Annotated in this window: 13 protein-coding genes; 1 reads left to right on the top strand and 12 read right to left on the bottom strand. The window is 35.6% G+C overall.

Features of this window, described 5'->3' with window-relative positions:
• Window positions 1-161: 161 nt before the first annotated feature.
• The 5 genes from CJ239_RS08605 to pbp2a form a co-directional block, all read right to left on the bottom strand.
• Window positions 162-641: a sigma-70 family RNA polymerase sigma factor gene (locus CJ239_RS08605; RefSeq protein ID WP_102211259.1), complete on the bottom strand. Its 480-nt coding sequence runs from the start codon at window positions 639-641 to the stop codon at window positions 162-164.
• A gap of 120 nt (window positions 642-761) precedes the next feature.
• Window positions 762-1,298, bottom strand: coding sequence for a transcription termination/antitermination protein NusG (gene nusG, locus CJ239_RS08610; RefSeq protein WP_020901172.1), 537 nt, complete (start codon window positions 1,296-1,298; stop codon window positions 762-764).
• 50 nt (window positions 1,299-1,348) lie between these two features.
• On the bottom strand, window positions 1,349-1,525 hold the full coding sequence (gene secE, locus CJ239_RS08615; protein WP_102211260.1) for a preprotein translocase subunit SecE: 177 nt from the start codon (window positions 1,523-1,525) through the stop codon (window positions 1,349-1,351).
• A 9-nt stretch (window positions 1,526-1,534) separates the two neighbouring features.
• Window positions 1,535-1,687, bottom strand: coding sequence for a 50S ribosomal protein L33 (gene rpmG, locus CJ239_RS08620; RefSeq protein ID WP_102211261.1), 153 nt, complete (start codon window positions 1,685-1,687; stop codon window positions 1,535-1,537).
• A 52-nt stretch (window positions 1,688-1,739) separates the two neighbouring features.
• The gene (pbp2a, locus tag CJ239_RS08625; protein WP_102211262.1) at window positions 1,740-3,935 is read right to left on the bottom strand and encodes a penicillin-binding protein PBP2A; all 2,196 of its coding nucleotides are present in this window, start codon (window positions 3,933-3,935) and stop codon (window positions 1,740-1,742) included.
• Between the two features lie 86 nt (window positions 3,936-4,021).
• On the opposite strand from pbp2a, the gene CJ239_RS08630 reads away from it, so the two are divergent.
• Window positions 4,022-4,897 (top strand): RluA family pseudouridine synthase, encoded by an 876-nt coding sequence (locus CJ239_RS08630; protein ID WP_102211263.1) that lies wholly within the window; start codon window positions 4,022-4,024, stop codon window positions 4,895-4,897.
• 71 nt (window positions 4,898-4,968) lie between these two features.
• Here CJ239_RS08630 and gap read toward each other — a convergent pair whose 3' ends face one another.
• The 7 genes from gap to CJ239_RS08665 all read right to left on the bottom strand — a co-directional run bounded on the left by gap (window position 4,969) and on the right by CJ239_RS08665 (window position 11,943).
• Window positions 4,969-5,976: a type I glyceraldehyde-3-phosphate dehydrogenase gene (gene gap / locus CJ239_RS08635; protein WP_000260686.1), complete on the bottom strand. Its 1,008-nt coding sequence runs from the start codon at window positions 5,974-5,976 to the stop codon at window positions 4,969-4,971.
• Between the two features lie 176 nt (window positions 5,977-6,152).
• Window positions 6,153-7,454 carry an ABC transporter permease gene (locus CJ239_RS08640; protein ID WP_180958252.1) on the bottom strand — a complete coding sequence of 434 codons (1,302 nt, stop codon included), beginning with the start codon at window positions 7,452-7,454 and terminating at the stop codon, window positions 6,153-6,155.
• The gene (locus CJ239_RS08645) at window positions 7,423-8,106 is read right to left on the bottom strand and encodes an ABC transporter ATP-binding protein (RefSeq protein ID WP_102211264.1); all 684 of its coding nucleotides are present in this window, start codon (window positions 8,104-8,106) and stop codon (window positions 7,423-7,425) included. Before CJ239_RS08645 ends, CJ239_RS08640 begins: the two co-directional genes overlap by 32 nt.
• A complete protein-coding gene (locus CJ239_RS08650; RefSeq protein WP_102211265.1) occupies window positions 8,087-9,295 on the bottom strand; it encodes a hypothetical protein in 1,209 nt (402 codons plus the stop codon). The genes CJ239_RS08645 and CJ239_RS08650 overlap by 20 nt, the downstream gene beginning before the upstream one ends.
• Window positions 9,296-9,306: 11 nt before the next feature.
• Window positions 9,307-9,891: an ATP-binding cassette domain-containing protein gene (locus CJ239_RS08655; protein ID WP_180958253.1), complete on the bottom strand. Its 585-nt coding sequence runs from the start codon at window positions 9,889-9,891 to the stop codon at window positions 9,307-9,309.
• Between the two features lie 391 nt (window positions 9,892-10,282).
• Window positions 10,283-10,573: a hypothetical protein gene (locus tag CJ239_RS08660; RefSeq protein WP_102211267.1), complete on the bottom strand. Its 291-nt coding sequence runs from the start codon at window positions 10,571-10,573 to the stop codon at window positions 10,283-10,285.
• A 461-nt stretch (window positions 10,574-11,034) separates the two neighbouring features.
• Window positions 11,035-11,943 (bottom strand): helix-turn-helix transcriptional regulator, encoded by a 909-nt coding sequence (locus CJ239_RS08665; RefSeq protein ID WP_102211268.1) that lies wholly within the window; start codon window positions 11,941-11,943, stop codon window positions 11,035-11,037.
• Between the last annotated feature and the right edge of the window lie 228 nt (window positions 11,944-12,171).

Raw genomic sequence — 12,171 nt, forward strand, 5'->3', positions numbered from 1 at the left:
CCGTACGGGATTCGAACCCGTGTTACCGCCGTGAAAAGGCGGTGTCTTAACCCCTTGACCAACGGACCAGAGTTGTTATTTTCAACTCTTACTATTATACCGACTTTTTCAGACTTGTCAACACCTTTTTCTAATTTTTTTCAATTTTTTTGCATGACTTCCTAATGGCTACGGATATCAAACTCTTTAAACACAATACGTAAGTCTCTTAGTACTCTTTGACGTCCTCGGAAGCGTTCATGTCTTAAGACGCGTTCTAACTCTTCTTGTTGCTCTTTACTTTGTTTCCTTCTATAATCTCTTAGCGTTTCATGAAAGAGATAATAGTCATCCAGCCAGAGACCTCCCTCGCTTATACGATGACTAATCTCGCCCACTTCTTCATATGCTTCTTTATCATATCTTCGCTTCTGGCTTTCTTGCTTACGGAGATAGTCTAGAATTCGATTACGAAACTTGGTTTTGAAATATTTCCTTAAACGAGGGATATCTTCTACTATTCCTTCTTCTTTACTAATTAATTCATGCAAGCAAATCATACCCTCTTGATCCCAGTCCGATAACTCCCACAAATGAAGGTAATATTCATTTCTACACTTGTATACAATACCTTGGACTTCTTCATACAATTCTTTAAGCATAATCTTCCCCTTTCTAGATACAGTTTAACAAATAAAAAAGCTAATTAGGGCCATTTCGCCTATTCTGTCCCCTTTACCGCCTCAACTGCACAAAAAAGAGAGGACAAGCCTCTCTTTGGGTTACAATTCTGCAATTTGGTTTAGGTTTACTTCTGCAACTGTGTCATTACCAAACATAGAGATAATCATTTTCACTTTGTTATTATCAATTTCTGTAATCTTACCAGTGTAGTCTGCAAAAGCACCATCAATAATACGTACAGTTTGGCCAACCTCAACATCGAAATCAAATTCTTGAACAGTTTGTCCCATAGATACCAAAATGTCACGAATTTCTTGTTCCAATAATGGAGTTGGTTTTGATCTGTTCCCGTGTGATCCGACAAACCCTGTAACATTTGGCGTGTTTCGAACAACAAACCAAGCTTCATCTGTCATGACCATTTCTACAAGAACATAACCTGGAAAGCGATTTTCTTCTATTTCTTTTCTCTTTCCATTTTTTTCAACTTGCACTGTTTGTGTTGGAATTTCAACGCGTAGAATATTATCCAACATATTGTAGGTTTGTGCACGTTGTAATAGATTTTCTTTTACCTTATTTTCATAACCAGAATAAGTTTGTAAAACAAACCACCCTTTATCAAAACTATCCATGATATTTCCTTTCATAAATAGAAGATTTTTAGTGTACTTTCACTACTCTTCTAAAAAATGTTAATAAATCGAATCAAACCTGAAACAATCAACTGGTCAAAAATGTAAATAATTACTACAAAGAAAACTGTGTATTCCATGATAGAACGAAAATCTCTCCAGCTTTCCTTGCGAGTTGGCCATGTTGTGTCTTTAAGAAGTCTAAAAATATCTCCAATAAAACGCATCGCTCTCTCCTATCTCGTTTCTCTGTGTGTAGTGTACTTACCACAATGCTTACAAAATTTATTTACTTCTAGTCGTGTAGGCTTGGGGTTTCCACTGATCTTGATTGAATAGTTTCTCGAACCACAAACCGTACAAGCTAGGCTTGCTTTTTTTAGTGCCATAACGCCTCCATCCTATCTATTATAACAAGAAAGCTAGGCTTTGACAAGCATCTTAGCGAAATAGATTGACTACCGAATCCCAGATTGTTTGAGCCTTTTCCTTAATCTTGGCATCCGAGATAGCCCGACTAGCCTCATCTACTAGACTTTGCGCACGTCCTCGAATATCAGACAAATTATCATCTGTCTGGCTATTATCATTGGTTTGTACTTGTCTTTTTGTGTTAGCTGGTGCAATTCCATTTTGCTTATAAGCATTTTCAACTGTAAAGGTACTTCCTGGTGTATAAGGTAAAATGGTATTTGCAATATTCCTAAAGACATGAGCTGCACCATTTGAAGTAGATCCTGCTAGATAGTGATTTTCATCAGTGGTCGGAAAACCAAGCCAGTGACTAATCACTACATCCGGAGTATAGCCAATTACCCACTGGTCACTTGTATATTCAGGATTAAAAACTGCTTCAGTTGTACCAGTTTTCCCTGCCATGACATAGTCTGCAGGCGACGAACTAATTCCCGTTCCGTTGGTGAATGTTCCTAACATCATACTAGTCATCTTGTCAGCTACAGACTTATCAATCACCCTTTTTTGTGAATTTTTATGGCTTGCAATAATCTGCCCGCTAGCATTTTCAATTCTACTAATAAAATGAGCTTCCGGCATTAAACCTTCATTTGCAAAGGCAGCATATGCTTGAGCCATTTGCAGAGGATTGGTTTCGACACCACTTCCCAAGGCGACACCAAGAACACGGTCGACCTTTTCCATGTTGAGTCCAAATTTTTCTCCTGACTCAAAAGCCTTATCAACACCCAAATCATTAACAGTAGCAACAGCAGGTAGATTAAGCGATTCTGCCAAGGCTTGATACATAGGAACTTCTCGACTCGTTTTGATCCCTGCATAGTTATCAACCTTATAGCTGTCATACTGCATCGTATGGTTATCCAACTGTTTGTTCAAAGCCCAACCTGCCTCAACTGCCGGCGTATAAACAACTAAAGGCTTAATTGTAGAACCAGGGCTACGCTTTGATTGAGTTGCATAGTTGAAATTCCGGAATCCAGTTTTATCATTGTCAGCAACCTGACCGACAACTCCACGAACTCCACCTGTTTTCGGTTCGAGAGCTACACTTCCTGATTGAGCAAATGTTCCATCCTCTGCCCTCGGAAATAGCGATGTGTTTTCATAAACAACCTGCATATTTGCTTGGTAATTTTGGTCCAGCTCTGTGTAAATGCGGTAGCCATTATTGACGATTTCTTCCTCTGTTAGATTATACTTAGAAACAGCTTCATTAACCACCGCATCAAAATAAGAAGGGTAACGGTAATCTGAAATTTTTCCTTCATACTTATCTTGCAATTGCGAGGTCATATTAACTCCTGCAGCTTCGGTTTCTTGATTTTTATCAATATAACCCGCTGCAACCATATTTTGCAAAACAGTATCGCGACGATTGGTAGAATCCTCTACAGAATTTAAAGGATTATACAGTTCCGGCCCCTTGAGCATCCCTGCCAGAGTCGCAGCTTGATTCAAACTCACTTCTGACGCAGAAACTCCAAAGTATTTCTTACTCGCATCTTCTACACCCCACACACCATTTCCAAAATAAGCGTTGTTAAGGTACATGGTTAAGATCTGATCCTTACTATATTTTTTTGTTAATTCTAAAGCAAGGAAAAATTCTTTCGCTTTTCTCTCAACAGTTTGATCCTGCGACAGATAGGCGTTTTTAGCCAGCTGTTGGGTAATAGTAGAACCACCGCCTGAACGACCAGCAGTGACAATCGCCAATAAGAAACGACCATAGTTAATTCCGTCATTTTTATAGAAGGAACGGTCTTCTGTCGCAATAACGGCATTCTGCAAGTTTTTACTGATATCAGTCAGTTCAACATAGGTTCCTTTTTGACCAGATAAGGCACCAGCCTCTTTTTCTTCACGGTCAAAAATGAGAGTCCGAGTTTTCAAGGCGTTTTGCAAATCATTGACATTGGTTGACTTAGCTACAGCAAACAAATAGGTTCCGACTAGCAAGCCTGCACTCAAACCTAGTATAAGGACAATCTTTGTTAGATGATAGCGACGCCAGAATTTCCGAATCGGACCTATTTGGGCTAATTTTTTTCGATCACTGCGAGAACGACGCAAGCTAGTAGAATCAGTTTCCTCTAGTTCACTTGTTTCTTTTTTAAAAAGAGAAAGAAATTTCTCAAATAATTTATCTAATTTCATGCGTTTATTTTATCATCTTCATCATAGGAAGACAAGAATTTAGCTATTTCCTATCCAAATAAGGCTTTTTTTGTTACAATATCTGTATGCAATTCACATTTACATTACCAGACTCTCTACCTCAAATGACGGTAAAGCAATTACTTGAGGAACAACTCCTCATCCCTAGAAAAATCCGGCATTTTTTGAGAATCAAGAAACACATTTTGATTAATCAACGGGAAGTTCGCTGGAACGAGGAGGTGAATCCTGGAGATATTTGCCAGTTAACTTTTGACAAGGAAGATTATCCCGAAAAAGAAATCCCTTGGGGCAATCCTGACCTCGTTCAAGAGGTTTATCAAGATCAACACTTAGTTATTGTAAACAAACCAGAGGGTATGAAAACCCACGGTAACCAACCAAATGAAATCGCCCTTCTTAACCATATCAGTGCCTATGTTGGCCAAACTTGCTATGTCGTTCATCGTCTGGACATGGAAACCAGTGGTTTAGTTCTCTTCGCTAAAAATCCTTTTATCCTACCTATTCTCAACCGCTTATTGGAGAAAAAAGAGATTTCTAGGGAATATTGGGCCCTTGTTGATGGAAATATCAGCAACAAAGAGCTTGTTTTCAGAGACAAAATCGGACGTGATCGTCATGATCGTAGAAAAAGAATAATTGATGCAAAAAATGGGCAATATGCTGAAACGCATGTAAGCAGATTAAAGAAATTTTCAAACAAAACAGCTCTTGTCCGTTGCAAACTAAAGACAGGGCGAACCCATCAGATTCGTGTGCATCTTTCTCATCATAACTTCCCTATCCTAGGCGACCCTCTCTATAATAGCAAAGGAAAATCAAGTCGCCTTATGCTCCACGCCTTTCGACTTTCCTTTACCCATCCGCTTACTTTAGAGAAGCTAACTTTCACTACCCTTTCTAATACTTTTGAAAAAGAGTTAAAAAAGAATGGATGATTGTCGTGTCATCCATTTTTCCATATAAGAAAAGCAAGACCAAGAGGCCTTGCTTTTTATCGACTCATGAATTATTTAGCGATTTTTGCGAAGTATTCAAGAGTACGAACAAGTTGTGCAGTGTATGACATTTCGTTGTCGTACCATGATACAACTTTAACCAATTGTTTACCGTCAACGTCAAGAACTTTAGTTTGAGTTGCGTCAAACAATGAACCGTAAGACATACCTAGGATATCTGAAGATACGATTGGATCTTCAGTGTATCCGTATGATTCGTTTGAAGCTGCTTTCATAGCTGCGTTCACTTCGTCAACAGTAACGTTCTTTTCAAGAACTGCTACCAACTCAGTTACAGAACCTGCTGGAACAGGAACACGTTGAGCGGCTCCGTCCAATTTACCATTCAATTCTGGGATTACAAGACCGATAGCTTTTGCAGCACCAGTTGAGTTAGGAACGATGTTTACAGCACCAGCACGAGCACGGCGAAGGTCACCACCACGGTGTGGTCCGTCAAGAATCATTTGGTCACCAGTGTAAGCGTGGATAGTAGTCATCAATCCTTCTACAACACCAAAGTTGTCTTGAAGAGCTTTAGCCATTGGAGCCAAGCAGTTTGTAGTACATGAAGCACCTGAGATAACTGTTTCAGTACCGTCAAGAACGTCGTGGTTAGTGTTGAATACAACTGTTTTAACGTCGTTTCCACCAGGAGCAGTGATAACAACTTTTTTAGCTCCACCTTTAAGGTGTTTTTCAGCTGCTTCTTTCTTAGCAAAGAAACCAGTAGCTTCAAGAACGATTTCTACACCGTCAGTAGCCCAGTCGATTTGTTCTGGATCACGTTCAGCAGAAACTTTAACGAATTTACCGTTAACTTCGAATCCACCTTCTTTAACTTCAACAGTACCGTCGAAACGACCTTGAGTTGTGTCGTATTTCAACAAGTGTGCAAGCATAACTGGATCTGTAAGGTCGTTGATGCGTGTAACTTCAACACCTTCTACGTTTTGGATACGACGGAAAGCAAGACGACCGATACGTCCGAAACCGTTAATACCAACTTTAACTACCATTAGTGATTTCCTCCTTATGAAAATCATGAAATTTTTATTGTGAAAAGAGTAACTTGAATCACTACAAATCACCTTTCAACAAACCTATTATATAACTATTTAAGTTTAATTGCAAGTACGGGCATTGTTTTTCTATGTTAGTTTCTTTTTAAGGCTATAAATCAAGAATTCCCTTACTATTCATATCGTAGCGATTCTACAGGATCCATTTTACTAATTTTACGTGCTGGGAAGTAGGCTGAGACATAACCAAGTAATAGAGCGAAAGTTAGAGTTCCTAAAACAGATAAAAGATTTAATTCAAAAACCTTAGTAATGGATGGGTAAAAGTGATTTACAACCACATTCGCCAAACTTCCCACCCCTTGTGCAACCAAAAATGCCAGCAGCAAGGCGATTCCTACAATCCAGATAGCCTCGTAAATAAAAATCCCTTTGACATCACGATTTTGATAGCCAACTGCCTTCATGACACCTATTTCCTTAGAACGTTGGATGATATTGATGTAAATGATGATACCAATCATGACCGCTGCTACCACAATAGCTTGTGATGAAAGCACAATCAACAATCCCTGAATGACACGAATAAAAGTAATCACAATATCAAGAACCTTCTGTTGAGAAAGAACAGTATACTTCTTATTTTTCTGTAATTCTTCTGTTACCGCTTTTGTCTGTGATGGATCTTTGAGTTCCAAGATAAAATAAGATACAGCTTTTGTAAATCCAGCTTCTTTCAAAATTGTTTCCATTTGATTAGAGGGCATAAAACTGTTGCTGTTCTCCATGTCATCTTCATCATTGATCACACGCACAATCTTTGTTTGAAATTGAGCAGTCTTGCTAGCTTCGGCAGCATTTTCTACAATACTTGCTGAAACTGATTTGCCAATAACATCATTAGCTGTCAGATTTTTTCCTGTCTGTTCATTCCAACTTTTTAGTAAACTACTTGGAATCGTCAACCCCTGTTCATTTGCATCACTATAGAGGGAGCCAGCTAATACTTTGTCCGCCTCATTACTACTAACAGAAATACTTGTATCCTCATAGAGACTCACTACTTGAGCATAAGAAGGCATCGTTTGACTCAGATCCATTTCTTGCCCATCTATAGTAATATTTGACATGGTCATCCCAAAAGGACTCTCCAAATATTTAATAGCTTCTTTCCCAACTGTATCCGTGATATAGTTCTTATCGTCTTGGTTCAAAAAGCCTCGTCCAGCATTTTCTGTATTTAAAGCAATCTGAACTTGAGAAGGAATTTGACCTCCATTCGTATTTTCATCAATCATCGAAATCAAAGCATTTCCCAAGCCGAAAGAAATTAAGACTCCTACAAAACCGATTGAGGTTGCTAGCGCAATCAATAGGTTACGCCACTTTCTTTCCAGAAAGTTATTTAAAGAAAGTTTGAATTTGTTTTTCAATGATAATCCTTTATTTTTTGACTTCTTCAACGACTTCACCATCCTTCATTTTGATAATCACATCTGCATATTCAGCAACCTCTGGATTATGGGTTACGATCAATACTGTTTTCCCTGTTTGGGCTAATTTTTTAAACACTTCCAATACCATTTCTTGGGATTGAGAATCCAGCGAACCCGTTGGCTCATCTGCTACAATCAGATCTGGCTGATTTACCAGTGCACGCGCGATTGCTACACGTTGCTTTTGACCACCAGAAAGTTGTTTAACATTTTTAGCCATAAAAGGCTCCATGCCCAAGTTACTTAATTGCTCCTTTGCAATCATTGTCATCTCCCTGTCAGATAAATCTTTGACATAGAGAGGTAGCTTGACATTGTCCAAGACAGACTGATGAGGAATGAGGTTAAAGTTTTGAAACACAAATCCAATCTTATCTTTACGAAATTGAGTTAGTTCAATCTCTGATAAGTCACGGAGGGATTCCCCTTTAAACTCTAAATCTCCTTCATATTGTCTATCTAAACCGCTAATGATATTTAGTAAACTGGTTTTGCCACAGCCTGATGGACCGTAAATCGCTGTAATTTTACCTTTTGCAATCTGCAGGTTAATATTCTTTAAAGCCTGCTCTTGATGTTTACCGTCCAAGGCGTAAAATTTTGAAATATTTTTAATGGATAAAATGGACATGATTATCTCCTTTAATCACTTGTGATATCGTGTAGCGATACAAACTAAAATAAACAATACTAATATAAACTATATTTAATAAAATCTGAGTCAAAAAACCGAATATTCTTATTTGGTTAACCAAAATACAGACTAGAATTGGTAGAAAACGAATTATATACATTATCACTCTAGTTTTTAAAGGGAGTGAAAAAGCTTCTAGTTCTTTCGCATCTCGAAAATGATATTCTCGAAATAGTAATACCTCTATCATTTGTATTCCTTGGCATAGAAAGTATGCTAGAGAAACTCCGAAAAGAAATAAGAAAATATCTATAAAATCATACCCCAGATAATTTAAAAAGAAAAATAGTGAGGTCGCAGGAACTAAGATACTAATAATATTTAAAGACCAAATTCTTTTTTTAATAAAATTATTAAGATTGATCCCCACAGCTTTCAAATAAGGAAAATCCCTATTTAAAGAAAGAAAATAAAAATTTATCCCTTTATTGCTAAAAAATACTGTCCCTGAAAATAAAGCAGTATTCAATATCATTGCTTTATTCGAAGTATCAATTCCTAAAAAATCTGGAAAAACCAACCACATGAACATAAACATAAAAGTTGAAAATACAGGTATAGTCATCGCTTTAAAGACTGTCAAACCATCAACGATAGACAATAAATAGGACATACTGAAGGATTTTTTAAATCTCGGCCTAACATGCCTGATTTTCGGTATTAAAAATATACTATTAAGTAAAAAAATAAGTAAACACGAAAATAGTCCTAAAAAAATATTATAGAAAAAAATAACCACTAAGATAGGAGAAACTAGAATTAAATTCTTAAAAAATACTATATTCCAAAATTCTCTCCCTGTAATATTGAAAAATATCCTCATTGTACTCTCTGTTTTAGTTTTTAAAACATAAATATTTTCATAAATTATTCCTAATAACAAAATTGCAGGAGCAAGTATTGTTGCTAATTCAAAGTATGATAGGATACCCCAAATTTGATTTTCACTTAATAGCTTATAAACTTCTTGTTTAGCAAGATAAAATATGAAAATCAAACCAATAGATGATAAAAAATATTTGTAGGTCAATTGAAGCAGCGATAACTCCTTGACATTATCCGAATCATTCCAATATCCCTGTCGAGATAGGAATAATAGAGCAATAGAATAATAAAACTTTTCCATATAACTTTCCTCTACAAAGAAATAATCTGATCAACTGTCGGTAAAATTTCTTGCCTCTCATGACTTACAATAATGAAGTGTTTACCTACATTTATCTTTTGCTCCATCAATTGAAGCAGATTTTCAACCGAAATTTTGTCTAAACCTGATAAAGGTTCATCCATAATATATAAATCTGAATCCAATAAAAACGCTGCTATAAGCATTACTTTTTTCTTTTCTCCTAATGATAGTGATTGAATGGTTTGTGTCATCAATTTTTCATTCAAATAAAATTGCTCTCGTAGTTCTTTTAATCTTCTATTGAACAAATTTGTTTCAATAAAAAATTGTTTTTTCAAAAATTCGAATAATAAATTAGGAGATAAGCCGATGAAATAGTTGTCCGAAGAATCTGGAACATAGCTAATCTTTTCATTAGAAATCAATGAACCAGAAGATGGGTGAACAATTCCTAACAATACTTTTAATAACGTCGATTTTCCTGAGCCATTCTTTCCAGTAATCAGTGTAAGTCCTGAATTTGAAGTATCAAAAGAAATATTGTTAAACAGTATCTGACTATTTATCTTATACGAAATGTTCTCTACTTTCATTTTTTCCCCTTTTATATTATAATTAAAATAGTTGATAGTTATGTCTATAATCTTTTTGAGAATGCCCATTTTCAAACCGAGACATAACTATCAATTATTTTTTTATATTAATTTCTAATCTTACTAATATTTTATGTAAGAAATCAACTCTGTTCTATTAACTTCTAAAACTAGAACCACTGTTTAACCCAATCCCAAATTGCTGTTAAAACCCAATCAATAAGAACCCATTTGATAATTTTTAATACCCAACGCCACATAATACTTCCTCCTATTTACTAAACCATTGTTGAACCCAGCCCCAAATAGCTGTCCACATTAAATTAATCAAAATCCATTTTACTATTTTCCATACCCAACGCCACATATTTTATTTCTCCTTTTTAAATTTCTATTTTAATTTTCTAAAAAAATCAAAATCTCTAAATGTTCTATTACACTCCAACGTCATATCAAGTCCCTCATTTACTTCTCGTACAATAATAAGTGCATTATTTGCTATACCGACTAATGGATAGACTTTTAATATCTGGGGTTTTATTGTAATCAAATCCAATAAATAGCCGTTAACTCTTATTTCTACTTGAAGAAGAGTTGATAGCGTTTGTCGAATGAGCAGTACATCTCCAACTTCTGACATGCCAGTCAATAAAACATTATTTATTCGTTCAAATTCTAGCATGCTTCTCACCTTCATAAAAATAGCAACGATTGTCTACTTCCACCAAAGCAAAGTTCCTAAAAGTGAAAAAAACTGAATCGTCTTTGACTACCTCCTTTTTTATATATGAAGTTAATGATAAATTACATTATTCAATAACTTTTCAAGTAAACAAAAATTAGTAAACTTCTTGCTTACACATTGGATTATATCAGTTTATAAAAAATTCTCCAATGACAGAAATGTCACTATTTTATTTAAACTGGTAAAATTATAGTAAAAAGCTATCTAAACTAGTATTCAAAAATATCACATTTCTCAAAATATAATATAAATTAGACTAGACAAAAAATTAATTCAAAGCTAACATTTAAAACGTCTTTCCATAATAAAAGGCATAATATCAAAGTTTTTGTATAACTGATATTATGCCTTTTATTGTGAAAACATTTACTTCATTTGCTCCTGAAATCAAGTTTTTCTCAGAATCTTTTATTATCCTCAGTCCATTCCTTATCTAAACTAACGATTAACTGCTCATTACCAAACATCCTCGCCATCATTTTTGCTTCTTCATACTTTTGTTTTGCCGTATCATAATCAGTCTGAATATAATACTTCCATTCTACCATCAAGACAATCGGTTGCTTTTGAAAATCTCGTGTTTTTTCAGAAATCCAATTCAGTTTTTCCACAGCTAACTTAAATAACTCTAAATCATTCAATAATTCACAACTGCCTAGCCCTGCAAATAACACATCACGAACAAGAAATAAATCGTCTGTACCGCTATTTTCTACGTTATTACACACTTTTTGAAACATTAATTGAAGTTTCTGCTGTTCGCTAATAGATAACTGTCCTTTTTTTATATTTTCTAAATAACTACATAAAAAATACAATCTAATTTTTAAAAGATCTGAAAAGGAAAACTCTCTTTGATTCCATAGTTCCTCAAAAGATTCATCTAAAAGCGCTATTCCATACTGTTCATTATCCGTCGCTCTCACCTCATCTATTGCCTGAAGGCAATCCACTATCATCTTCTCATCACGTGGCAAATCATCATAAAAATTCTCAAAAATCTCATCGAAATATTCTTCCTTTTGTTCCTGCAACTCCTCGTCTCCATAGTCAGGATGATGTAAAAGAAAGTACTTTAATTCTTGGTAACGCTTCGGTAATTCCTTATAATCTGGCATCAAGACGTAGGACGGAATTTCTAATCGTTCTGCAATATATTCTAGTGTTTTTATTGTCGGGCGAAACTCTCCTTTTTCTATCCGCACCAGCTGACGGACTGATAATTCAGACTCATCCCCGCAAAAAACTGGACGACTAAGTCCTTTCTCCTCTCTAAGGATTCGTACCTTCTCTCCTAATTCATTCACTTCTCTTTACCTCTAGGATCATTCCAAAAACTTTGATAACCAAACAAACATATGCATTTATTATAACATTTTATCAAAAAAATGTACAAAAAGTGACATTTCTCCAATGACAGAAATGTCACTCCTATAAACTCTTTAACGATATCTTTCTAGATCCTCGGCCCATTCATTATCTAAACTAACGAGTAACTTCTCATTGCCAAACATCCTTGCCATCATTTTTGCTTC

Source organism: Streptococcus sp. UMB0029 (assembly GCF_002871495.1).
GTDB lineage: Bacteria > Bacillota > Bacilli > Lactobacillales > Streptococcaceae > Streptococcus.

Bases quoted from the DNA above. Each gene is read 5' to 3' on its own strand.
- CJ239_RS08655 (WP_180958253.1), bottom strand. From the start codon at position 9,891: ATGAAAGTAGAGAACATTTCGTATAAGATAAATAGTCAGATACTGTTT.
- nusG (WP_020901172.1), bottom strand. From the start codon at position 1,298: ATGGATAGTTTTGATAAAGGGTGGTTTGTTTTACAAACTTATTCTGGT.
- CJ239_RS08605 (WP_102211259.1), bottom strand. From the start codon at position 641: ATGCTTAAAGAATTGTATGAAGAAGTCCAAGGTATTGTATACAAGTGT.
- secE (WP_102211260.1), bottom strand. From the start codon at position 1,525: ATGCGTTTTATTGGAGATATTTTTAGACTTCTTAAAGACACAACATGG.
- gap (WP_000260686.1), bottom strand. From the start codon at position 5,976: ATGGTAGTTAAAGTTGGTATTAACGGTTTCGGACGTATCGGTCGTCTT.
- pbp2a (WP_102211262.1), bottom strand. From the start codon at position 3,935: ATGAAATTAGATAAATTATTTGAGAAATTTCTTTCTCTTTTTAAAAAA.
- CJ239_RS08650 (WP_102211265.1), bottom strand. From the start codon at position 9,295: ATGGAAAAGTTTTATTATTCTATTGCTCTATTATTCCTATCTCGACAG.
- rpmG (WP_102211261.1), bottom strand. From the start codon at position 1,687: ATGGCACTAAAAAAAGCAAGCCTAGCTTGTACGGTTTGTGGTTCGAGA.
- CJ239_RS08645 (WP_102211264.1), bottom strand. From the start codon at position 8,106: ATGTCCATTTTATCCATTAAAAATATTTCAAAATTTTACGCCTTGGAC.
- CJ239_RS08630 (WP_102211263.1), top strand. From the start codon at position 4,022: ATGCAATTCACATTTACATTACCAGACTCTCTACCTCAAATGACGGTA.
- CJ239_RS08660 (WP_102211267.1), bottom strand. From the start codon at position 10,573: ATGCTAGAATTTGAACGAATAAATAATGTTTTATTGACTGGCATGTCA.
- CJ239_RS08640 (WP_180958252.1), bottom strand. From the start codon at position 7,454: ATGGTGAAGTCGTTGAAGAAGTCAAAAAATAAAGGATTATCATTGAAA.